16 protein-coding genes and 5 pseudogenes are annotated in these 23202 nt (G+C 69.6%); 12 read left to right on the forward strand and 9 right to left on the reverse strand.

Going from position 1 to position 23202, the window contains the following annotated elements; translation table 11 throughout:
• Positions 1 to 12 precede the first annotated feature (12 nt).
• On the forward strand, positions 13 to 444 hold the full coding sequence (locus L6444_RS06695) for a hypothetical protein (protein ID WP_236981426.1): 432 nt from the start codon (positions 13 to 15) through the stop codon (positions 442 to 444).
• Here the strand turns inward: L6444_RS06695 and L6444_RS06700 are convergent.
• From L6444_RS06700 to L6444_RS06710, 3 genes are read right to left on the reverse strand one after another with little or no spacing between them, the layout of a single operon-like run.
• Complete coding sequence (locus L6444_RS06700; RefSeq protein ID WP_236981427.1) at positions 396 to 878, reverse strand: GNAT family N-acetyltransferase; 483 nt, start codon at positions 876 to 878, stop codon at positions 396 to 398. The two genes, L6444_RS06695 and L6444_RS06700, sit on opposite strands and share 49 nt — an antisense overlap.
• The gene (locus L6444_RS06705; protein ID WP_236981428.1) at positions 875 to 1972 is read right to left on the reverse strand and encodes an isochorismate synthase; all 1098 of its coding nucleotides are present in this window, start codon (positions 1970 to 1972) and stop codon (positions 875 to 877) included. Before L6444_RS06705 ends, L6444_RS06700 begins: the two co-directional genes overlap by 4 nt.
• Positions 1969 to 2580, reverse strand: a complete 612-nt coding sequence (locus L6444_RS06710; RefSeq protein WP_236981429.1) for an acid phosphatase — start codon at positions 2578 to 2580, stop codon at positions 1969 to 1971. The genes L6444_RS06705 and L6444_RS06710 overlap by 4 nt, the downstream gene beginning before the upstream one ends.
• 137 nt (positions 2581 to 2717) lie before the next feature.
• Here L6444_RS06710 and L6444_RS06715 point away from each other — a divergent pair, with 137 nt between their 5' ends.
• Positions 2718 to 3518: a ParA family protein gene (locus tag L6444_RS06715; protein WP_236981430.1), complete on the forward strand. Its 801-nt coding sequence runs from the start codon at positions 2718 to 2720 to the stop codon at positions 3516 to 3518.
• Positions 3519 to 3527: 9 nt separating this feature from the next.
• On the opposite strand, the gene L6444_RS06720 is transcribed toward L6444_RS06715, so the two are convergent.
• Together L6444_RS06720 and L6444_RS06725 are read right to left on the reverse strand one after the other, a co-directional pair.
• Positions 3528 to 4742: an Rv3212 family protein gene (locus tag L6444_RS06720; RefSeq protein WP_236981431.1), complete on the reverse strand. Its 1215-nt coding sequence runs from the start codon at positions 4740 to 4742 to the stop codon at positions 3528 to 3530.
• A gap of 23 nt (positions 4743 to 4765) precedes the next feature.
• Positions 4766 to 6307 carry a DEAD/DEAH box helicase gene (locus L6444_RS06725; RefSeq protein WP_236981432.1) on the reverse strand — a complete coding sequence of 514 codons (1542 nt, stop codon included), beginning with the start codon at positions 6305 to 6307 and terminating at the stop codon, positions 4766 to 4768.
• Between the two features lie 256 nt (positions 6308 to 6563).
• Here L6444_RS06725 and L6444_RS06730 point away from each other — a divergent pair, with 256 nt between their 5' ends.
• Positions 6564 to 7262 (forward strand): ferritin-like fold-containing protein, encoded by a 699-nt coding sequence (locus tag L6444_RS06730; RefSeq protein ID WP_236981433.1) that lies wholly within the window; start codon positions 6564 to 6566, stop codon positions 7260 to 7262.
• Here the strand turns inward: L6444_RS06730 and L6444_RS30455 are convergent.
• A pseudogene (locus L6444_RS30455) lies at positions 7259 to 8001 on the reverse strand (MmpS family transport accessory protein). The gene L6444_RS06730 and the pseudogene L6444_RS30455 overlap by 4 nt on opposite strands.
• A 226-nt stretch (positions 8002 to 8227) precedes the next feature.
• Here L6444_RS30455 and L6444_RS06745 point away from each other — a divergent pair.
• Positions 8228 to 8482 carry a DUF3107 domain-containing protein gene (locus L6444_RS06745; RefSeq protein WP_236981436.1) on the forward strand — a complete coding sequence of 85 codons (255 nt, stop codon included), beginning with the start codon at positions 8228 to 8230 and terminating at the stop codon, positions 8480 to 8482.
• Here the strand turns inward: L6444_RS06745 and L6444_RS06750 are convergent.
• Entirely contained in the window at positions 8479 to 9165 is a 687-nt protein-coding gene (locus L6444_RS06750) for a TetR/AcrR family transcriptional regulator (RefSeq protein ID WP_236981437.1), read from the reverse strand. The genes L6444_RS06745 and L6444_RS06750 overlap by 4 nt on opposite strands.
• Positions 9166 to 9335: 170 nt before the next feature.
• Here L6444_RS06750 and L6444_RS06755 point away from each other — a divergent pair, with 170 nt between their 5' ends.
• The 3 genes from L6444_RS06755 (at position 9336) to L6444_RS06765 (ending at position 12617) form a co-directional block, all read left to right on the forward strand.
• Positions 9336 to 10370 (forward strand): DUF3152 domain-containing protein, encoded by a 1035-nt coding sequence (locus L6444_RS06755; protein WP_236981438.1) that lies wholly within the window; start codon positions 9336 to 9338, stop codon positions 10368 to 10370.
• 39 nt (positions 10371 to 10409) lie between these two features.
• On the forward strand, positions 10410 to 11588 hold the full coding sequence (gene moeZ, locus L6444_RS06760) for an adenylyltransferase/sulfurtransferase MoeZ (protein ID WP_236981439.1): 1179 nt from the start codon (positions 10410 to 10412) through the stop codon (positions 11586 to 11588).
• Between the two features lie 174 nt (positions 11589 to 11762).
• Entirely contained in the window at positions 11763 to 12617 is an 855-nt protein-coding gene (locus tag L6444_RS06765; protein ID WP_236981440.1) for a TIGR02569 family protein, read from the forward strand.
• Here L6444_RS06765 and L6444_RS06770 read toward each other — a convergent pair.
• Together L6444_RS06770 and L6444_RS06775 are read right to left on the reverse strand one after the other, a co-directional pair.
• Positions 12614 to 12916, reverse strand: a complete 303-nt coding sequence (locus L6444_RS06770; protein WP_236981441.1) for an MGMT family protein — start codon at positions 12914 to 12916, stop codon at positions 12614 to 12616. The genes L6444_RS06765 and L6444_RS06770 overlap by 4 nt on opposite strands.
• Positions 12917 to 12918: 2 nt before the next feature.
• A pseudogene (locus tag L6444_RS06775) lies at positions 12919 to 13698 on the reverse strand (alpha/beta fold hydrolase).
• Between the two features lie 149 nt (positions 13699 to 13847).
• Here L6444_RS06775 and L6444_RS06780 point away from each other — a divergent pair.
• From L6444_RS06780 to nudC, 5 genes and pseudogenes are all read left to right on the forward strand, one after another.
• Positions 13848 to 14687, forward strand: a complete 840-nt coding sequence (locus L6444_RS06780) for a DUF6159 family protein (protein ID WP_236981442.1) — start codon at positions 13848 to 13850, stop codon at positions 14685 to 14687.
• Between the two features lie 99 nt (positions 14688 to 14786).
• Positions 14787 to 17853 (forward strand): annotated as a pseudogene (locus tag L6444_RS06785) (ATP-dependent helicase).
• Positions 17850 to 21130, forward strand: a pseudogene (locus L6444_RS06790) (ATP-dependent helicase). The pseudogenes L6444_RS06785 and L6444_RS06790 overlap by 4 nt, the downstream one beginning before the upstream one ends.
• A 56-nt stretch (positions 21131 to 21186) precedes the next feature.
• Positions 21187 to 22258 (forward strand): annotated as a pseudogene (locus L6444_RS06795) (potassium channel family protein).
• A complete protein-coding gene (gene nudC, locus L6444_RS06800; RefSeq protein ID WP_236981443.1) occupies positions 22255 to 23196 on the forward strand; it encodes an NAD(+) diphosphatase in 942 nt (313 codons plus the stop codon). Before L6444_RS06795 ends, nudC begins: the two are co-directional and overlap by 4 nt.
• The last annotated feature ends 6 nt before the right edge of the window (positions 23197 to 23202 follow it).

Here is a 23202-nt window from a genome sequence, read left to right on the forward strand (position 1 = left end):
TACGCTGGCGCCGTGACCTTTCCAGCTCCGAGTGCGGTTCGACGCGCCGGATTCGTCGTCGCGGCGCAGGGAATCGCGGCGTTAGTCATCGCTGCGACCCTGGTGGTCCGTGGTCTGGCGGGCGCCGACCAGCACGTCGTCAACGGGTTGGGCACCGCGGCCTGGTTCGCGGTGTGCGGCGGTGCGGTGCTGGCTAGCGGATTCGCGCTGGCGACGGGTCGTCGCTGGGGTCGCGGGCTGGCCGTGTTCACTCAGCTGTTGCTGCTGCCGGTGGCGTGGTATCTGGCGGTCGGTTCGCACCGGCCGCTGTTCGGTATCCCGGTGGGGTTGTTGGCGCTGGCGGTGCTGGGCCTGCTGTTCAGCGCTTCCGCGGTGCGGTGGGCCGCGGGTGACGATCAGCGGGGTTCGGCCAGTGCGGCCAGTTCGGGGCCGGACACCCGGTAGGTCGTCCACTCGGTCTGTGGCCGCCCACCGACGCCGTCGTACAAGGCGATCGCGTCGGTGTTCCAGTTCAGCACCGCCCACGACAGCCGCGTGTAGCCGTTCGCCAGGCATTCGCCGGCCAGCGCCGTCAGCAAACCGCGGGCCAGGCCACGGCGGCGGAAGTCCGGCCGCACATAGAGATCTTCCAGGTAGATGCCGGGCACACCGTCCCAGGTGGAGAAGTTCCGGAACCACAGCGCCATGGCGGCGACGTGGCCGCCGACCTCGCTGACATGCCCCCGCAATGTTGGGTCTTTCCCAAAAAGCGCTGCGGCTATTTGTTTTTCGGTGACGCTACACTGCTGGGCGGCTTCCTCGAACTCGGCCAGCTGGTGAATCATGGCGGTGATGTCGGCGACGTCGTCGGGTCTGGCGCGGCGGACGTTCGGTGTCACTGCTCGACCCCCAGTGCGTTCAGAATGGTCGCGAATTTCGTTGTGGTTTCGTCGACTTCGCCATCGGGATCGGATTCGGCAACGATCCCGCCACCGGCGTGAGCCAGCGCCGAAAAGCGGTCGGCCGACAGCTGCGCGCAACGGATCGACACCACCCAGTCGCCGTCGCCGGCCGCATCGCACCAGCCCACCGTGCCGGCGTAGAAGCCCCGGTCGCCCTCCAGTGTTGCGATCAGTTCGGCGGCCGCGCCGGCCGGAACCCCGCCGACCGCCGGCGTGGGGTGCAGTGCCAGCGCCAAATCCAGTGCAGTAGTGGATTTTTCACGAAGCCGCCCGATCACCGGGGTGCACAGATGCCAGACCGCCGCGGTGCGACTCAGCTGCGGCTCGTCGGCGATCGTCAGCTCGTCGCACAACGGTTCCAGTGCCGCGCGCATGGTGTCGATCACCAACCGGTGCTCATGGCGGTCCTTGGCCGATGCCGCCAGCGCGGCCGCATTCGCGGCGTCGGCGTCCGGGTCGGGGGATCGTGGCGCGGAACCGGCGAAGGGGCGGCACACCACCCGCTCCCCGGAGCGCGCCACCAGCAGTTCGGGGCTGGCGCCCACCAGAGCCGCCCCGGCGTAGGCCGCGCCCGCGGCGGTCAGATCGACCAGATAGCCGTATGCGGTGGGATCGGCGGCCATCAGCCGGCTCAGCACGACGCGGCCGTCCAGCGGTGCGTCGGCGCGCAGCCGCAAGGCCCGAGCCAGCACCACCTTATGCAAGGGGTTTTCCGGCGCTGCCAGCTGATCGCGGGCCCGGCTGATCCGGGACCGGTGCTCGGCAAGCGGCGGGATGGCTGCCTGCACGCGCACCGCCGGCAGCGGGCCGGTGGGCCAGTCCGGCAGCGAATCGAGGCGCCGCAGCGTTTCCGGCACCAGCAATGCGGCCGGCTGCGATGCGTCGAATGCCAACGCGCCCAGCACTATTGGTGCCTCCCCGGAGCGCAGCGCGGCTTGCGCCGCCGCGATATCGCGGTAGTGCTCGCGGGCCCGCTCGGCGACCAAGGTCCCCCGTGGACCGCTCAGCGCAAACGCCGGTTCGGTCTTCACGCGGTAGCTGCCGGTCGCGGATGGCAGCTCAGACCGAGCTGGCTGAGCTGCCGGATGCCGTGTTCGAACCCGCAGATCGCGATGGTCGCGGTGGGCATGCCGAAGCGGTAACCCTCGGTCACCGGAAGCTGCACCCATCGGGTGATGACGGCGCGGGAGAAGTGGCCGTGGCTGACCAGCAGCACATCTCGCGATTCCATGTTCTCCAACGCCAGGGCGATGGCGCGGTCGGCTCGTTCACTGACCTGCGCGGTGGTTTCACCGCCGGGACAACCATGTGTCCACACCAGCCAATCCGGGTCGGATTCGCGAATCTGCGGCGTGGTCAGGCCTTCGTATTCGCCGTAATCCCACTCCGCGAGCAGCGGCGTCACCTGATCGACGATCAGCCCGGCCAGATCCGCGGTGACCAGGGTGCGGCGTCGCGGGCTGCAGATCACTATGGGGTCGTCCAGGCCGAGCTCGCCGAGAACGACACCGGCGAACTCGGCCTGCTCCCGGCCGGCGGCTGTCAGCTCGATGTCGGTGCGGCCGGTGTGCCGACCGGTTTTCGACCATTCGGTCTCGCCGTGTCGCAGCAGCAGTAGCCGGTGACTGTCGACCCCCATGGCAGCGATTGTGCCCGAGACACGCCGGACCCGGCCGGGTGCGCCACCCGACCGGCGCCGACGGGTACGTGCCAGGATGGGCAGCGTAACGGCGTCGGCGACGCTGCAGAGCGAAGTGACGAGGAGGAGCGACGCTGGTGAGTGAGTTGCGCGTGCTGGCGGTGGCCAACCAGAAAGGCGGTGTGGCCAAGACGACGACGGTCGCCTCGCTCGGCGCGGCGATGGTGGACAAGGGAAAACGGGTGCTGCTCGTCGACCTGGATCCGCAAGGGTGCCTGACTTTCTCGCTTGGCCAAGACCCCGACAAACTGCCCGTTTCCGTGCATGAAGTGCTGCTCGGCGAGGTGGAACCGTCCGCCGCGCTGGTCACCACGGCGGAGGGGATGACGCTGCTGCCGGCCAACATCGATCTGGCCGGGGCCGAAGCGATGCTGCTGATGCGGGCCGGGCGGGAGTACGCGCTTAAACGGGCGCTCGCCAAGATCGCCGACGATTTCGACGTCGTGATCATCGACTGCCCCCCGTCGCTGGGCGTGCTCACCCTCAATGGGCTCACCGCCGCCGACGAGGTCATGGTGCCCCTGCAATGCGAAACGCTGGCGCATCGCGGCGTGGGCCAGTTCCTGCGCACCGTCGCCGATGTCCAGCAGATCACCAACCCGGACCTGCGGCTGCTGGGCGCGCTGCCCACGCTGTACGACCCGCGCACCACCCACACCCGCGACGTGCTGCTCGACGTCGCCGACCGTTACGAGCTGCCGGTGCTGGCGCCGCCGATTCCGCGGACGGTGCGCTTCGCCGAGGCCAGCGCGTCGGGCTCGTCAGTGCTGGCGGGACGCAAGAACAAGGGCGCGGTGGCCTACCGCGAGCTGGCGGAGGCCCTGCTCAAGCACTGGAAGACCGGCAAGCCACTGCCCACGTTCACCGTCGAGTACTGAGCCCCGGCTTCAGCCCAGCGCCACCAGGGTGTCGCCGCGCTGCTCGATCACCCGGGAACCCAGTACCACCGGTACGACGGGTGCAGCGCTGGGTTGCCGCTCCACCGGGATGTAGCGGCTGGCTTCGCCGCTGACCGGGTCGTACACGCCGATGGCACCGGTGACCGGCACCAGCAGCTGGCCGGCCATCATGACGCCCGGCCCCAACGGAGCGGCGGTTTCACCTGCGGCGATGGTGTAGCGCACAGTCAGGCTGCCGGCCTCGAGCACCAGCAACGAATCCCCGGTCCACCAGGTGACCAGGCCGCCGGTGGTCGACGCCACCGCGGATGCCGACGGCGGCGCGTCCAGCAGTGTGCTGGCCACCGTGGTGCCGGTCTCGTCCAGCACGTCGACGCGGGGCTGCGGGGCAGGCAGGTACACCGCGGTGCGGTTCTGCGAAACCACCAGGACCCGGGCACCGGTGCCCGGACGCAACCCGGGTTCCTGCACCACCTGCTGCTGGGGTTCGTCGTCCTCCTTGCCGGGACGCAACAGCAGCAGGCGCATATCGGCCTGGTTCGTGCACGACTCCAGCACCGCCGCCTGCGACGAGCTGGCCGTCGCGGATTCCAGCGTGCAACCCGAGTGCAGGCCGCGCGCCGACGGCTTCACCCGGGCGTCGGTTTCGCCGTAGGCCATCATCCGGACCATGTCCGAACGCCACATCTCCAGCCTGGTGGCCCCCGCCGACAGCACGGTGGTGCCGTCGGAGGACAAACGCACCCGCGGGTCGGCGTAGCTGCTGCGGGCCGGGCCGCGGCGCCCGGTCGAGCCGTCGATGGTGCTGACCTGGCCACAGCCCCGGTCGTCCCGGTAGACGGCGACGGCGTAGTGGTACACCGAGGTCACTCCGCACAAGTCGGTGTCGCGGGAGTAACTCCACAGGGTCTGGCCGGTGCCGGCGTCGCGGCCTTCCACCAGTCGTCCGCCCGCGGTGACGACGGTCCCGCCCACCACCACCGGAACCCGGGTGGCCGGGCTGGGGGCCGACCAGAGTTGGTGCAGTGCGGCCGGCACCTCCCGGGCCGTGGCCGGAGTCGCGACGGGAGCGGCCGCGGGCCGGCTGATGGTGGCCCGGGCGTCGCTGGTCCACCAGATCAGCCCAGCCGCGACGGCGACCACGATGGCGATCGCCGCGGCGGCCACGATGTCGGCCTTGGTGCGGCGCTCGGGTCGGACCATCGAGGGGCCTCAGCGGGGCCGCGTCAGTTGGTCGCCGGAGAGGCGTCAGCGGGCTTGCGCCGACGCCGGCGCCGCCGCGCCGAGGTGGCCGCCGCGCCCGAGCCGGCAGGAGCCGACGCAGGCGTGCCCGACTCGGAAGCGGCGTCACCGGTGCCGGCCGGGTTGGCGGGATGGCCGGTCACCGGCTTGCCGCCGCGGGTGCGCTGGCGCCGGTTGGCACGACGCGCCGGCCGGGTGGCCGAGTCGTCGCTGCTGGTTTCCCGACTGGTTTCCCGACGCTTGGCCGGGGCTTTGTGCGGTGCGCCGACGGCGCCGCCGGTGTCGGTCGGGATTGACAGCTCGGTGTACAGGTGCGGCGAATTGGAGTACGTCTCGGCCGGGTGGGGCGAACCCAGTCCCAGCGCTTTGTCGATCATCGTCCAGCGTTCGAGTTCGTCCCAGTCCACCAAAGTGACCGCGACACCGGTACGGCCGGCGCGGCCGGTGCGCCCGATGCGGTGGACGTACATCTTCTCGTCCTCGGGGCACTGGTAGTTGATGACGTGGGTGACGTCGTCGATGTCGATGCCGCGGGCCGCCACGTCGGTGGCGACCAGGACGTTGATGTCACCGGAGCGGAACGCCTTGAGCGCCTTCTCACGCGCGATCTGGCCGAGGTCGCCGTGGACGGCGCCGACGGCGAACCCGCGCTCGTTCAACTCGTCGGCAACTTTCTGGGCGGTGCGCTTGGTGCGGGTGAAGATCATCGTCGCGCCGCGCCCCTCGGCCTGCAGGATCCGGCTGACCAGTTCCACTTTGTCCAGAGCGTGCGCCCGGTAGACGAACTGCTCGGTGGTGTCGTGCACCGCCAGCGAGTGCGGCGCCTCGGCCCGGATGTGGGTGGGCTGGGTCATGAACGTACGGGCCAGCGTGATGATCGGGTCCGGCATGGTCGCGGAGAACAGCATCGACTGCCGGTCGGCGGGGATCTGCCGCAGGATGCGTTCGATGTCGGGCAGAAAGCCCAGGTCGAGCATTTCGTCAGCCTCGTCGAGCACCAGGACCGACAGCCCACCCAGCTGCAGGTGCCCCTGCTGGCATAGGTCGAGCAACCGTCCCGGCGTGCCGATCACGACGTCGGCGCCCTTTTGCAGGGCCTCGATCTGCGCCTCGTAGGGGCGGCCGCCGTAGATGGAGATCACCGAGAGCGGACGCTCGCCGCCGTCGTCCTTGGGGGCCTTCAAGTATTTGGCCGCGGTCGCCAGGTCGCCGGTGACCTGCAGGCACAATTCGCGGGTCGGTACCACGACCAGCGCCCGCGGGGCTCCGGTCAGCGGTCGTGTCGCGGTCTCGGAGGTGACGCGCTGCAGCAGCGGCACGCCGAACCCGAAGGTCTTGCCCATGCCGGTGCGGGCCTGGCCTATCACGTCCTCGCCGGCCAGCGCCAGCGGCAGCGTCAGTTCCTGAATGGCGAACGGGGTCTCGATGCCCTTTTCGGCCAGGGCGCGGACGATCTCGTCGCGGACGCCGAGGTCGGCGAATCCTGGCTCGGGGGTCAGTTCAGTGTTGGGTTTGAGTGCAGTCATACCTGGTTGGAGAGCCTTTCGGGGACAGTAGTCGAAGTTGAATCGGTACTTCTCTGTGTGCGGTTCACGCGCGCACGAGTTCCGAATCCGACTATGTCGCCGGGCCCGCATTGTCTGGTCTTGACAGCGGGCGGCTCCGTGCACGCACATTTCCTCGGCGGTGGCAGCACAGCTTCAGCCACTACCAATTCGCCATCATACCTGGTCGCCCGGCGGGACACGGTGCGCTCTGCGACGGCCTACTAGAGTGTTGCCCATGCCACCGCCCCCATCCGCCGACGAGTTGGCGGATTCGCCCAGGCCGCGGCTGTCAGCCGATCACCCCGGTGTCAACGAGTTGCTCGCCGTGCTCGCATATGGCGAGGTGGCGGCCTTTTACCGCCTGACCGACGAGGCGCGGATGGCGCCCAACCTGCAGGGCCGGATCTCGATGGCCAGCATCGCCGCCGCCGAGATGGGGCATTACGAGCTGCTGCGCGACGCACTGGAAAGCCGGGGTGTCGACGTCGTCCCGGCGATGTCGAAGTATGTGTCGGCGCTGGAGAACTACCACCGGCTGACCACTCCGAGTACCTGGCTGGAAGCGCTGGTGAAGACCTACGTCGGCGACGCCCTGGCCGCTGACCTCTATCTGGAGATCGCCGGCGGGCTGCCCGACGAGGTCGCCGACGTGGTCCGTGCGGCGCTGTCCGAGACCGGGCACTCGCAGTTCGTCGTCGACGAGGTACGGCCCGTGGTCACCTCCAGCGGCAAGCAGCGCAGCCGCCTGTCGTTGTGGGCTCGCCGGTTGCTCGGGGAGGCGATCACGCAGGCCCAGTTCCTGCTGGCCGACCACGACGAGCTGGTCGACCTGGTGGTGTCGGGTAGCGGCGGCCTGGGCCAGCTCGGAACGTTCTTCGAACGGCTGCAGCAGACCCACGACCAGCGGATGCGGGAGCTGGGCCTGAGCTCTTAGCGGGTGCAGGTGGCGATCGAGGAGTTGTTGGTCGAGGCCTTGACCAGCTGACCTTGGGCGTTGACGATCGAGCAGTTCAGCTGGCCGTAGATGCTGGTGGCTATCACCGACTCGGTCTGCACGCCCGGGTTGAGCACCACGACTTTCGTCCACGGCAGTGCCACGTTGAACTCCGTCACCGGAAAGCCCCGCGCGTCGGTGTAGGCGATGTTCACCAGGTCGAAGAGCTGCTTGGTGCCGGTCACCGTGTAGACAACCGTGCGCGGGCTCAGGGCGGCGCCCGGGGAGTGGCGGTGGGGACGGGCGCTGCGGTGGGTATCCGGGTGGGCGCGTTGCTCGGCGGCGTCAACGTGGTGACCGTTTCCGGGGGCAGCGGTGTGCGCGCGGTGCTCGGTGGAGTGCTGGGCGCGGCCGGGCTGCGGGGTGTGGTTGAAATCACGCTGCGCGGGGTCGGTGCGCCGACGGTGGCCTTGGTGGTCGCGCTGTCGCCGCTGTTGATGATGACGGCGGTCGCGACCGCTCCGACGGCGACGACGGCGCCGAAGAAGAGAGCGATGGGGCGCCAGCGACGATTGGCCGGCCAGGCCCACTCTTCGTCGTCGTAGTCGTCACCGTCGTAGTCGTCGTAGTCGTCGCGTGCCCAGCTGTCGGTGTCGGCGGTGTCGTCCGCGTAGTCGTCCGGGTAATCGGCGGCTGGGCGGCCTTTAGCCTCCGAGAAGTCCTCGAGGTCTCGGACGATGTCGTAGAGGGTGTTACGTATGGTGCCGATGGGGCCGATGTTACTTAGTTCGCCGGGTCCGGATCGGGCGTCGGGCCAGGTGTTGGCTCAGGTTAGACCGAATCGTGATGCGTTCGTTTCGCTAAGCGCGAAGCCCCGGCTGGGGGCGGGCCGGCGTGTTGACTGCGGGCGTCCATTAGCCTGCTGCTGACGAGCCTGCGATCGCAATAGCAATGGAAGGGGCCCTGTGGAGGTCAAGATCGGTATCACGCAAAGTGCGCGCGAGCTGGTGTTCTCCAGTGCGCAGACGCCCGCCGAGGTCGAAGAGTTGGTGGGCGCGGCATTGCGCGAAGACTCGGGACTGTTGAGCCTGACCGACGAGCGCGGCCGCCGTTACCTGGTCAACGCGGACAAGATCGCCTACGTCGAGATCGGTGTCGCCGACGCGCGCCGGGTCGGCTTCGGCGTCGGGGCGGACTTGGCGGCCAAAGCCAAGAGCTAGGAGCGGGTGAGCGGCACGTGCGACAGTCCGCCCCAGGCGAACTGCACGGTGCCGTCGACCGCATCCGACTTCGAGATCGGCTTGTCGGAGTCCAGCCAGTAGCGGGCGCTGTCCACGCTCATGCCGACCAGCCCCACCGCGATCATCCGGGCGCGATGCGGATCCAGGCCGGAGTCCTCGGCGATCAACGCGAACACCGCGTCGATGCAGGATTCGGTGGCCACCCGCACCTGCGCGGCCACCTCCGGCTCGGTGACATAGTCGTTCTCGAAGATCAGCCGATAACCCTGGCTGTCGTGCTCGATGAAGTCGAAGAACGCCTGCACGGCCGAGTGCAGTCGCCGCCTGTTGTCGGTCGTGCGGCCCAGGGCCTGCTGAACGCCGGAGACCAGGTTCTCCACATGCCGGTTCAGCACCGCCAGATACAGTTCCAGCTTGCTCGAAAAGTGTTGGTAAAGAACAGGTTTGCTCACACCCGCGCGGTCGGCGATCTCGTCCATCCCGGCCGCGTGGTAGCCGCGGTCGACGAACACGTCACTGGCGACCACCAGCAACTGGCCGCGTCGCTCGTCGCGCGGCAGCCGGTTGCCGCGACGGTTCGAGGGCGCAGCGGCATCGCCCGGCCGAACTCCTTCGGCCGACCGGACAGCGCGTCGCGGCGCTGCCTTGGCGAGATCGCTCATGGGTCCTCAATCCGATCGGGCGGGTGCGCCCATTTTGCCATCCCCGAGGCTGCACCGTATTTCGCAAGCAGATTACAACCTGCGCTGGTGTGCCGATCGCAAGCTGGGCCATCCGGATTTTCGGGCGCGCCAGGGCGGGCTGCCCGGTGCCGCTGTGCCATCCTGGGGAAATGACGTCCCCGCGGCCTGCCCGCAGCACAGAGCATGCGCCTGTGTTGCGTGACGACTGGCGCGAGCCGCTGCGGGCCCAGCGCGACCCACTCGGCCAGAGCGCCGGGCGGGTCCGGGCCGACCGCGAACGTCCGCGGCAGTGGCGCAAGCAGTCGTGGCTCGGGCGGTTCGTGACGACCTACGGCTGGCGGGCTTATGCGTTGCCGTTCCTGACGGTGATCACGCTGGTGGTGGCCTATCAGACGGTCACCGGCACCAGCACCGCCAAACCGGCGGCGCAGTCGGTCCGCAAAGATCCCCCCACCATCGGTGCGGTCGGCACGTCCATTCTCGACACCCCGCCGCGGGGCCTGGCCGCCTTCGACGCCAATCTGCCGACCGGCACGTTGCCCGAGGGCGGCCCGTTCACCCAGGCGGGCGACAAGACCTGGCGGGTGATCCCTGGCACCACGCCGCAGATCGGTCAGGGCACTGCCAAGGTGTTCCGGTACACGGTGGAGGTGGAGAACGGCCTGGACCCCACCATGTACGGCGGTGACGACGCATTCGCGCAGATGGTCGACCAGACACTGGACAACCCGAAAAGCTGGACGCACAACCCGCAATTCGCGTTCATCCGCATCGACGGCGCCGGTGGCGGCAAGCCCGACTTCCGCGTCTCGCTGGTGTCGCCGATGACGGTCCGGGTCGGATGTGGCTACGAGTTCCCGCTGGAGACGTCGTGCTACAACCCCTCGTTCGGGCCGGACCGGGAATCGCGCGTATTCATCAACGAGGCGCGCTGGGTGCGCGGAGCGGTCCCGTTCGAGGGCGACGTGGGCTCGTACCGGCAGTACGTGGTCAACCACGAAGTCGGCCACGCCATCGGGTACGTGCGCCACGAACCGTGTGAACAGCAGGGTGGCCTGGCACCGGTGATGATGCAGCAGACGTTCTCCACCGCCAACAACGACGGCGCCAAATTCGACCCCGATCAGGTCAAACCCGACGGCAAGACGTGCCGGTTCAACCCGTGGCCGTTCCCCATCGCCTGAATTCACCGCTCGTCAAGTGCTGCGCCTAACCTCGGTGGAGTGATGCCGTCGTTGCCGCCGCTGGTCGAACCCGCCGCCGCGCTCAGTCGCGACGAGGTGGCCCGCTACAGCCGTCATCTCATCATTCCCGAGTTGGGCACCGACGGGCAGAAGCGGCTGAAGAACGCCCGCGTGCTGGTGATCGGCGCCGGCGGACTCGGATCACCGACGCTGCTGTACCTGGCCGCCGCCGGCGTCGGCACCCTCGGCATCGTCGAATTCGACGTCGTCGACGAATCCAACCTGCAACGCCAGATCATCCACGGCAGCGCCGACGTCGGGCACTCCAAGGCCCGGTCGGCGCGCGACTCGATCGCAGCGATCAACCCGTTCGTGCGGGTGCGCCTGCACGAGGTCCGGCTGGAGCCCGCCAACGCAGTCGACCTGTTCGCGCAGTACGACCTGATCGTCGACGGCACCGACAACTTCGCCACCCGCTATCTGGTCAACGACGCCGCCGTACTGGCCGGCAAGCCCTACGTGTGGGGCTCGATCTACCGATTCGAGGGTCAGGCCTCGGTGTTTTGGGAAGCCGCGCCCGACGGCTTGGGTTTGAACTACCGCGACCTGTACCCCCAGCCGCCCCCGCCGGGCCTGGTGCCGTCCTGCGCGGAAGGGGGAGTGCTGGGCATCGTCTGCGCCTCGATCGCGTCGGTGATGGGTACCGAGGCGATCAAGCTGATCACCGGTATCGGCGAGACGCTGCTGGGTCGCCTGATGATCTACGACGCGCTGCAGATGAGCTACCGCACGATCCGGATCCGCAAGGATCCCTCGACACCGAAGATCACCGAACTCGTTGACTACGAACAGTTTTGCGGCGTGCTATCCGATGATGCCGGGGATGCTGCCGCTGGTTCCACCATCACCCCGGCCGAGCTGCGCACCATGCTGGACTCGGGCCGCAAGGTGGCCCTGATCGATGTGCGCGAACAGGTGGAGTGGGACATCGTGCATATCGACGGGGCGCAGCTGGTGCCGAAGTCGCTGATCATGTCCGGTGAGGGTCTGGCCAAGCTGCCGCAGGACCGGGTCGCGGTGCTGTACTGCAAGAGCGGGGTGCGTTCGGCGGAGGCGCTGGCCGCGGTCAAGCGGGCCGGTTTCGCCGACGCGCTGCACCTGCAGGGTGGCATCGAGGCCTGGGCCAACCAGGTGCAGCCCGACATGGTCAGGTACTGAAAACTTCGGCTCCTGCGCGCGTCCGTAAGGACGCGCATCGTCGCCCGCTGGGCGCGATTGTCGGGCTCCTGCGCGCGTCCGTGAAGACGCGCATCGTCGCCCGCTGGGCGCGATTGTCGGGCTCCTGCGCGCGTCCGTGAAGACGCGCATCGTCGCCCGACTAGGCTAACCGCTGTGACTGTCGAGCCGCCGCCCGAGCACGTGCTGACGGCGTTCGGCTTGCACGGCGTGCAGCCCGCACCGTTGGGCGATGCCTGGGAAGGCGGCTGGCGGTGCGGCGAAGTCGTGCTGTCGATGGTGGCCGACAACGCACGCGCCACCTGGTCCGCGCGCGTCCGCGAAACGTTGTTCGTCGACGGTGTTCGCCTGGCCCGGCCGGTCCGCTCCACAGACGGCCGCTACGTGGTTTCCGGCTGGCGAGCCGACACCTTCGTCGCCGGCACCCCCGAGGCCCGTCACGACGAGGTGGTCTCGGCCGCGGTGCGCTTGCACGAGGCGACCGGCAAGCTGGAGCGGCCCCGGTTCCTGACTCAGGGACCCACCGCGCCGTGGGCCGACGTCGACGTGTTCATCGCCGCCGACCGCGCCGCCTGGGAAGAGCGGCCGCTGCAATCGGTTCCGCCCGGCGCGCGCACCGCGCCGCCGTCCGCCGACGCCGAACGTTCCGTCGAGTTGATCAACCAGCTCGCCACGCTGCGCAAGCCGACCCGCAGCCCCAATCAGCTGGTGCACGGAGATCTTTACGGCACAGTGCTTTTCGCCGGAACCGCCCCGCCAGGCATCACCGACATCACGCCGTACTGGCGGCCCGCTTCCTGGGCGGCCGGCGTGGTCGTCGTCGACGCGTTGTCGTGGGGTGAAGCCGACGACGGCCTCATCGAACGCTGGAACGCGTTGCCGGAGTGGCCGCAGATGTTGTTGCGCGCGTTGATGTTCCGGCTCGCGGTGCACGCCCTGCACCCCAGGTCCACCGCCGAGGCGTTCCCCGGCTTGGCGCGCACCGCGGCGATGGTCCGGATGATCGTCTAGGTTCCGAACTCGTGGCGGACCTCGCTGAGCGCGATCCGGCCGTCGACCGACAACACCCCCTCGGCCCTCAACAGCTCCAGCTGTCGGCTGCTCAGATGCCGGGCAGGCCGTCCGGAGGCGGTGATCACCCGGTGCCAGGGCAGGTCCGCCGAATCGGTACGCATGATCCAGCCGACAATCCGGGGACTGGAAAGTGCTGCGGCAGATGCGATGTCACCGTAGGTCGACACGCGGCCCGGCGGGATCGAGGCGACCAGCGAACGCACCCGTTCGACCTGCTCGTCGGTCACCCGGGCCACGGTCAGCCGACCAGCCGTTTGCGCACCAGCGCGGCGACGTCGTCGGGCTTGGCGTGCGGCACCATGTGATCGCACTCGTAGTCCAGGAGTTCGAAATCGGGTCCCAAGCGATCACGCAGTCCCGTGATGAGCTCGTCGCTGACATAGGGCGGCGACGTCCACTTGGCCCGCACCAACGTCGTCGGCACCCCGGCGGGCGGAAGTACCATGGCACGGGCCAACTCGCTCCAGTACGACATCATCGCGGGCAGGCTGATCCGCCAGCCGTACCGCCCGTTGGGCAGTTGCACCAGATGCTCGTCCAGGTCGGCGTCGAGCACCGCCGGGTCCACGTCCGCCCACGAGCCCGCCGCTTTCTCCTGATGGGCCTGCGCACGGTCGGGATAGTCGGGCTAGCCGAACATCGCCTCGGCGATCTGCGCCATCCATCGGCCGTCCAATCCGATCGCCGGATCGAGCAACACCAGTCCGGACACCAACTCGGGGCGGGCCGCGGCCAGATGCAACGCCAGCGCGCCGCCGAAGGAGTGCCCGACGACCAGAACGGGTGCTGACGCCTCGGCGTCCAGCAGCGCGGCCAGCGCCGCGACGTTGGCGTCGATGCTCCACGGTGCGGCCCAGGAAGAACGCCCGTGCCCGATGAGATCCGGTGCGGCGACGGTGATTTCGGGCACGTAGTCGGTGAAGTGCTGCCAGCGTTTGCCGTGTCCGGTCAGCCCGTGCAACGCGAGCAGCTGGATCGGCCCGGGCGGCCCGAACCGGTGCAGATGAAGGGCGGTCACGCGTCGATGATGCCAGGCTCGAACCCTCGCCTGCGCTGTGGTGGCGGACTAACATGATCCACCATCGGGGGCGATGCGACACGACGGGAGTGTCAAAAATGGGCAGGATCAGCCGCGGTTGGGCGCTAACGGGGCAGAGTTGGAGAGTCTTGAAGGGCGACCTCTCGCTGATGATCTTCCCGATCCTGTCGACCGTCTTCGGCATCCTCGCCATCGTCGCGATCTGGGTGCCGGCGGCGTTCGCGCGGGGATTGTTCGAGGGCACGCAGGTGTCGAAGAATGATCCCGTCCTCATCGCCGCGGGTCTGACCTCGGCGTACGTGTCGACGTTCATAGCCATCTTCTTCAATGTGGCGTTGGCCGCCTGCGCGGTGCGTTCGATGCGTGGTGAGGACACCAAAGTCCGCGAGGGAATCAGCGCCGCAATGCGCCGGCTGGGTCCGATCATCGGCTGGACGTTGGTGACCACCACCGTCGGGCTCATCCTGCGCGCGCTGGAGAAGCGCTTCGGGTTCTTGACCGACATCGCGGTTTGGCTGGCCGGGGCAGCCTGGGCCATCGCCACGTTCTTCGTGATCCCGGTGGTCGCGCTCGAAGGCACCGGGCCGATCCAGTCGCTGAAGCGCTCGTCGAGCGTGGTGAAGGCGCGGTGGGGCGAAGGTGCGACCGGTGCGGCCACGATAGGCGTGGCGACATTCCTGATCAGCGTTGCGATCGCGCTCGTCGGTGGCGTCGCCGGATTCGCGCTTCTTGCGGTCCCCGTGGTTCCTGCCGCCGTCGCCGTCCTGGTTCTCACGGTCGTCGGGATCGTCGCGGTGTCATTCGTCTCGAGCGCGTTGGGGCAGATCTTCCGCGTCGCTGTCTATCAGTACGCGGTCAGCGGCACCGCCCCGAGCGCATTCGACGGGCAGTTGCTGCAGGCGGCGTTCAGTGTGCACGGGGTCCCGCAGAACCGCTGGCAAGACCCTACGACCGGACGGTCACTCTAGCGAAGTTTCAGCTGGCCTGGCGCGGGCCGGGTCGATCTTTGGCGGTGGCTTTCACCTGGTCGGGGCGGGTTGTCGGACCGTCGTGGTTGCATGCCGGGTATGTCGTTCGCATGGTGTGCCGAGGCGCGCGAGGTTCTGCAACCCGGGCGGCGCGGGGTGGTGCGGGTGCTTGGCGGTCCGGGTACCGGCAAGAGCAGCCTGCTGGTAGCGGCCGCGGTAACGCAGATCGCGGCCGGGGTGGATCCGGAATCTGTTCTGCTGCTTACCGGTTCGGGCCGGATCGGAACACCGGAGCGCAGCGCTTTGACCAGGGCTCTGCTGGGCCCGGGGAGCGTGGCGGCTGTGCGCGAGCCGCTGGTGCGCACGGTGCACAGCTACGCCTACGCCGTGCTGCGGCGGGCCGCTGAACGCGCGGAAGATCCGCCGCCGCGCCTGCTCACCGGCGCCGAGCAGGACGCCATCATCCGGGAACTGCTGGCCGGCGACCTCGAAGACGGAACCGGGTGGCCCGATCATATGCTGCCCGCCCTGACCACCGCCGGGTTCGCCAACGAACTGCGAAACCTGTTGGCGCGCTGTGCCGAACGCGGTGTCGATCCGCTGGGTCTGGAGCAGCTGGGCCGTCGGTGCGGTCGCCCGGAGTGGGTCGCCGCGGGCCGGTTCGCGCGACAGTACGAGCAGGTGATGCTGCTGCGCGCCGCGGTCGGCACGGCGGCGCCCCAGGCAACGGCACCGGCCCTGGCCGCCGCCGAACTCGTCGGGGCCGCGCTGGAGGCATTCGCAATCGATCCGGAACTGTTGGCCGCCGAACGCGCCCGGGTCCGGGTGCTGCTGGTCGACGACGCCCAGCAGCTCGATCCGCAAGCGGCGCAACTGGTCCGGGCGCTCTCGGCCGGTACCGACACCACGTTGATCGCCGGTGACCCGAACCAGGCGGTGTTCGGGTTCCGGGGCGGCGAGCCGGCCGGACTGCTCGGTCAGGACGGCCCGTCGGTGACCCTGACGGTCTCGCATCGCTGCGCCCCGGCGGTGGCGCGCGCCGTCAGCGACATCGCCGGCCGGCTGCCGGGCAGCAGTGCGGGCAGGCGAATCGATGGCAGCGGCGACGAGACGGGTTCGGTGGCGGCGCGACTGGCTGCCTCGGCGCACGCGGAGGCGGCGCTGATCGCCGACACGCTGCGACGCGCGCACCTCGTCGACGGCATTCCGTGGTCACAGATGGCGGTGATCGTCAGGTCGGTCCCGCGGGCCGGCGCTCGGTTACCGCGAGCGCTGGCCGCCGCGGGAATTCCGGTGGCGGACCCGGCGAGCGGCGGGTCGCTGTCCGACGAGCCGGCCGCGGATGCGCTGCTCACCGTTGCGGCCGCGACGGCTGACGGGCTCGACGAGGATCGGGCTCTGGCGCTGCTCACCGGCCCCATCGGTCGCGTCGACCCGGTGTCGCTTCGGCAGCTGCGCAGGACGCTGCACCGCGCCCGGGCCGAGTTGGTCCCGACGCTGCTCGGCGACGAGCCGGTGTCCGGGCCGCAGTCCGGCGCGCTGCGGCGGGTGCGGGCGGTGTTGGCCGCAGCCGGCGGGTGCCACCGGGACGGCCAGGACCCGCGCTACACGCTGTGGGCGGCGTGGCATCGGTCCGGGCTGCAGCGCCGCTGGTTGACCGCTATCGAACGCGGCGGTCCAGCCGGGGCCCAGGCGGCGCGGAACCTGGAGGTCGTGACCGCGTTGTTCGACGTCGCCGACGACTACGTGTCACGCACGTCCGGTGCGTCGTTGCGCGGACTCGTCGACCATGTCGCGGCCCTGCGGCTGCCCCGGTCCAACCGCGACCCGGTCACCGAAGCCGAGCAGGTCGAGGTGCTCAGTGCGCACGCGGCGCTGGGCCGCGAATGGGATCTGGTGGTGATCGCCGGACTACAGGACGGGTTGTGGCCCAACACGATTCCGCGCGGCGGCATCCTGGCCACCCAGCGGCTGCTCGACGAAGTCGACGGGATCGCCGAGCAGGTATCGGTGCGCGCACCGCTGTTGGCCGAGGAGCGACGGCTGCTGGTCGCCGCCATGGGTCGGGCGCGGCGCCGACTGCTGGTGACCGCAGTCGACGGCGACGCCGGCGGCCAGGACGCCGCGCTGCCGTCGCCGTTCTTCTACGAGATCGCCGGTGAGGCTGAACCTGTTGCAACGCGGCCTGTTTCGTCGCCACGGGTGTTGTCGAACGCGGCGGTGGTGGGTCGGCTGCGGGCGGTGGTGTGCGCGGCCGAGGGCACCGTCGACGACGCAGTGCGAACCTGTGCGGCAACACAATTGGCGCGACTCGCGCAAGCCGGCGTGCCGGGTGCGGATCCGGCGGAATGGCAGGGTCTGCTCCCGGTCAGTACCGACGCACCGCTGTGCGGTGCCGACGACGTCGTCACGTTGACGCCGTCGACGCTGCAGACCTTGTCCGATTGCCCGCTGCGCTGGCTGGCCGAACGCCACGGCGGCAGCGACCCGCGTGAGTTGCGCTCGACGGTCGGCTCCGTGCTGCACGCACTGATCGCCGAACCCGGCCGCACCGAATCGCAGTTGCTGGCCGAACTGGACCGGGTGTGGACGCACCTGCCGTTCGACGCCGAATGGCACTCGGCCAACGAACTCGCCCGGCACCGCGCCATGATCGAGGCCTTCGTGGAGTGGCGGGCACAGACCCGCGGCGAGCTGACCGAGGTCGGCGTCGAAGTCGAAGTCGACGGGGTGCTCGACACACCGCGCAGCAATGGGGGGACGGATCCGGCTGCGCGGCCGCATCGACCGCCTCGAGCGCGACGCCGCCGGCCGACTCGTGATCGTCGACGTCAAGACCGGCAAGACGCCGGTCAGCAAGGACGACGCCCAACAACACGCCCAGCTGGCCATGTATCAGCTGGCCGTCGCCGAAGGCCTGCTGCCCGACGGTGACGAGCCCGGCGGCGCCCGCCTGGTCTACCCCGGCAAGACCGCTGCCGCCGGGGCCACCCAGCGTGAGCAGGATCCGCTGACCGCGCAGGCCCGCGAGCACTGGCGCACTCTGGTGCGCCAGGCCGCCGACGCGACGGCCGGGCCGCAGTTCGTCGCCCGGCGCAACGACGGCTGCTCGCACTGCCCGATCCGGCCGTCCTGTCCGGCCCATGCCGAAGGACCAATGCAATGAGCCCGCGGTACACCCCGGCCGAATTGGCCGACGCGCTGGGCATTTTCCCGCCCACCGAGGAACAGGCCGCGGTGATTGCGGCGCCGCCGGGCCCGTTGGTGGTGATCGCGGGCGCCGGCGCCGGCAAGACCGAGACCATGGCGGCTCGGGTGGTGTGGCTGATCGCCAATCGCTACGCCACACCCGACCAGGTCCTCGGGTTGACCTTCACCCGTAAGGCGGCCGGGCAGCTGCTGCGGCGCGTACGGACCCGGCTGTCCCGATTGGCCGCGCTGTCCGTCGAGGGCGTCGACGCCGCGGGCAGCCCGACGGTCAGCACCTACCACGCGTTCGCCGGGTCCCTGCTGCGTGAATACGGTCTGCTGCTGCCCGTGGAACCCGACACCAGGCTGCTCACCGAGACCGAGCTGTGGCAGCTGGCGTACGACGTCGTCACCGAATACCGCGGCGAACTGCGGACTACCAAGACCCCGGCCGCCGTCACCTCCACCGTGCTACGGCTGTGGGGACAGCTCGCCGAACACCTCGTCGACACCGGACAGCTCCGGGACACCCACGTCGAGCTGGAACGACTCGTGCACACCCTGCCGCCCGGGCCGCGGCAGCGGCAGCGGGATAGCGGCCCCAACCAGGCGCTGCTGCGGATGCTGACCACTCAGACCGAGCGCGCCGAGCTGGTACCGCTGCTGGACGCGCTGCAGGAACGCCTGCAGGCCGGCAAAGTGATGGACTTCGGTATGCAGATGGCCGCGGCGGCGCGGCTGGCAGCGGAATTCCCGCAGGTTGGCTGCGAGCTGCGGGCCCGCTACCGGGTGGTGCTGCTCGACGAATACCAGGACACCGGGCATTCGCAGCGGGTCGCGCTGTCCGCGCTGTTCGGTGGCGGCGCCGACGACGGTCTGGCGCTGACCGCGGTCGGCGATCCGATCCAGTCCATTTATGGCTGGCGCGGCGCATCGGCGACCAACCTGCCGCGGTTTACCACCGACTTTCCGCTTTCGGACGGCTCCCCGGCGCCCACCCTGGAGTTGCGTACCAGCTGGCGCAACCCGCCCACCACACTGCACCTGGCCAACGCCATTTCGGCCGAGGCCCGGCAGCGCTCGGTCGCAGTCCGGCCGCTGCGTGCCCGACCCGACGCCCCGCCCGGGGTGGTGCGGTGCGCGCTGCTGCCCGACGTCCAGGCCGAACGTGACTGGATTGCCGACCATCTCGAGCAGCGGTATCGGCGGGCCCACGACGACGGCGTCGCCCCGCCCACCGCGGCGGTGGTGGTGCGCCGCAACGCCGACGCCGCACCGATTGCCGATGTGCTGCGGGCGCGCGGAATCCCGGTCGAAGTCGTCGGGTTGGCCGGGCTGCTGTCCGTCCCCGAAGTCGCAGAGCTGGTGGCCATGCTGCGGTTGGTCGCCGACCCCACGGCCGGGTCGGCGGCCATGCGGGTGCTCTCCGGTCCACGCGTGCGGCTCGGGGGCGCCGACATCGCCGCGCTCTGGCGAAGAGCACGCGAATTAGCTGGGGAAGCAACGGAACCCACGTCGGCCGAGTCCATAGCCAGGCAGGCCGGATCAGAGGCCGACGCCGCCTGCCTGGCCGATGCCATCTGCGACCCGGGCCCCGCGACCGCCTACTCCGGCACCGGCTATCGGCGCATCAGTGCCCTCGCCGCCGAGCTGACCGCACTGCGCGGTCACCTCGGCTACCCGCTGCCCGATCTGGTCGCCGAGGTGCGCCGGGTGTTGGGCCTGGATTGCGAGGTCCGCGCCACCGCCGCCGCCGAGTGGTCGGGTACCGAACACCTGGACGCCTTCGCCGACGAGGTGACCGGCTACGCCGAGCGTGCGGGCGCATCCGGCGGGTCCACGAAACCGTCGGTGGCCGGCCTGCTGGCCTACCTGGACGTGGCCGCCGAAGTGGAGCACGGGTTGGCCCCGCCACAGCCTGTCGTCGCGAAGGACCGCGTGCAGATCCTCACCGTGCACGCCGCGAAGGGGTTGGAATGGCAGGTGGTGGCGGTGGCGCACCTGTCGGGCGGGATATTCCCCTCAACGGCCTCGCGCAGTAGCTGGCTCACCGACCCTGGCGAGTTGCCGCCACTGCTGCGGGGCGACCGGGCCCACGTCGGCGAACTGGGCATCCCGGTGCTGGACGCCTCCGCGGTGACCAATCGAAAACAGTTGTCGGACAAGATCTCCGAGCATCGGGCTCAGCTGGATCAGCGGCGTGTCGACGAGGAACGCAGGCTGCTGTATGTCGGCGTCACCCGGGCGGAAGACACCCTGCTGGTCTCCGGTCATCACTGGGGGGATCACCGGCGTCAAGCCGCGCGGTCCCTCGGAGTTCCTGTGTGAAATCAAAGAGATCATCGAGCGTTGCGAACAAGCCGGCGAAAGCTGTGGCATCCTCGAGCACTGGGCGCCGGCGCCGGCCGATGGCGATCCAAACCCGTTGCAGGAGAACGTGGTCGAGGCCGTGTGGCCCGCCGAGCCGCTGGGTGCGCGGCGCTGTGACGTCGAGCGTGGGGCTCAGCTGGTGTCCCGCGCGATGACCGCCGGGACCGAGGCCGAAACCACCGCGGCCCCCTGTGCCGACCCGGAAGGCTGGATCGCCGACGTCGACGCGCTGCTGGCTGAACGCGCCCGCGCGGCCGCCCCCGTCCCGGCGCACGCTGCCGAGCCAGTTGTCGGTCAGCGGCCTGGTCGAATTGGCCCGCGACCCCGACAACGCCATACCGCGGCTGATTCACCGGCTGCCCACCCGTCCCGATCCACAGGCGTTGCTGGGCAATGCTTTTCACGCCTGGGTCCAGCAGTTCTACGGCGCGGAGCTGCTGTTCGACCTGGGCGATCTGCCCGGCTCCGCCGATTCCGAGGTAGTCGACCCGGCCGAATTGACGGCATTACAGGAGGCGTTCGCCGACTCGCCGTGGGCGGCGCGCACCCCGATCGCGGTCGAGGTCCCGTTCGAGATGCCGATAAACGACAAGATCGTGCGCGGGCGCATCGACGCGGTGTTCGCCGACGACGACGGCGGCACCACAGTCGTCGACTGGAAGACCGGTGAACCGCCGCGCGGGCCGCACGCCATGCGGCAGGCGGCCATCCAGCTGGCCGTGTACCGGCTGGCCTGGGCGGCGCTGCACGGCTGCCCGGAATCGGAGGTGCGCACCGCCTTTCACTATGTGCGCAGTGGGACCACCGTCGTCCCGGACGAGCTACCCGATGCCGACGAGCTGGCTGTCCTGCTGGCCGACGCCAACCGCGCTGCGGGAGGCTGATCGTGGTTACATGATTGACGTGCGAGGGACGATCGTCGGGATCAAGACGGCTTGCCGTGGCGAAAGGTAGCTGGCGGCGGCTGCGGCGTCTCGACGAGAGGTTGACCGTCCAGCCGAGTTACGCGCTGGTCGGCGTGCTGCGTATCCCGCAGGGGCAGGCCAGCCCGGCCCGCATCGTCTCCCGCCGGGTGCTCATCGCGCTGGCGGCACTTTTCCTCGGAGCCATCACCGTCTACCTCGACCGTGACGGGTATCGCGACTCGCAGGGCGATCGGCTGTCGTTCCTGGACTGCCTCTACTACTCGGCGGTGACGCTGTCGACGACCGGGTACGGCGACATCACACCGATCTCGGAGTTCGCTCGCGCGGCCAACGTCCTGATCATCACGCCGCTGCGCATCGCGTTCCTGATCTTGCTGGTCGGAACGACGCTCGAAGTGGTGACCGAAACGTCCCGGCAGGCACTGAAAATCCAGCGTTGGAGGAGCAAGGTGCGCAACCACACCATCGTCATCGGGTACGGGACCAAGGGCAAGACGGCGGTCGCCGCGATGCTGGGGGACGAGACTCCGCCGGGTGAGATCGTGGTGGTCGACACCGACCGCGCCGTGCTGGACCGTGCCGCGTCGGCGGGTCTGGTCACCGTTCACGGTGACGCCACCAAGTCCGACGTGCTGCGGTTGGCCGGTGCACAGCATGCGGCGTCGATAGTGGTGGCCACCAACCGTGACGACACCGCGGTGCTGGTGACGCTGACCGCACGCGAGCTGTCGCCCAAGGCCAAGATCGTGGCGTCCATCCGGGAGGCCGAGAACCAGCACCTGCTGCAGCAGTCCGGGGCCGACTCGGTGGTGGTGTCCTCCGAGACCGCCGGCCGGTTGCTCGGGCTGGCCACCACCACCCCGAGCGTGGTGGCGATGATCGAGGACCTGCTCACCCCAGACGAAGGGCTGGCCATCGCCGAACGTGAGGTGGAGCAGTCCGAGGTGGGCGGTTCCCCTCGGCACCTGCGCGACATCGTGCTCGGAGTGGTTCGGGACGGACAGCTGTTGCGTATCGACTCCCCCCGAGGTGGACGCGATCGAGGCCGCCGACCGGCTGCTCTACATCCGCAACGCCGGGCATTGAGGCCCACAGTGGACTTCCAATTGCGCAGCATCCCGCTGCTGTCGCGCGTCGGCGCCGACCGCGCCGACCAACTGCGTACCGACATCGACGCGGCCACGGCCGGTTGGGCGCAGGCGGCCCTGCTGCGCGTCGACGCCCGCAACCAGGTGCTGGCCGCTGACGGGCGGGTGGTGCTCGGCGCGGCCGCCGAACTGGGCGACGAACCGCCACCCGAAGCGGTCTTCCTGGGCAGACTCGACGACGGCCGCCATGTGTGGGCGATCCGCGCCGCGCTGGTGCCGCCGCCGGACGCCCCCGAAACCGGCGAAGTCGAAGTGCTCGACCTGCGCAGGCTCGGCCGCATCATCGACGACACCAGCAGCCAGTTGGTGTCCTCCGCGCTGGCGCTGCTGAACTGGCACGACAGCGCCCGGTTCAGCCCGGTCGACGGGACGCCCACGAAACCGGCGCGGGCCGGGTGGTCCCGGATCAACCCGCTCACCGGGCACGAGGAGTTCCCGCGCGTCGACCCCGCGGTGATCTGCCTGGTGCACGACGGCGGCGACCGGGCGGTGCTGGCCCGGCAGGCGGTGTGGCCGCAGCGGATGTTCTCGCTGCTCGCCGGTTTCGTGGAAGCCGGCGAGTCGTTCGAAGTCTGTGTGGCTCGCGAGATCCGCGAGGAAATCGGGTTGACGGTGCGCGACGTGCGCTACCTGGGCAGCCAGCCGTGGCCGTTCCCACGCTCGCTGATGGTCGGGTTTCATGCGCTGGGGGATCCGGACGAGCCCTTCGCGTTCAACGACGGCGAGATCGCCGAGGCGGCCTGGTTCACCCGCGACGAAATACGCGCCGCCCTCGAGGCCGGCGACTGGTCCACCGCCTCGGATTCCAAACTGCTTCTGCCCGGGTCGATTTCGATCGCCCGGGTGATCATCGAGTCCTGGGCCGCGCGCGACTGAACCCGG

The sequence above is a fragment of the Mycobacterium kiyosense genome, from assembly GCA_021654635.1.
GTDB classification, from domain to species: Bacteria; Actinomycetota; Actinomycetes; order Mycobacteriales; family Mycobacteriaceae; genus Mycobacterium; species Mycobacterium kiyosense.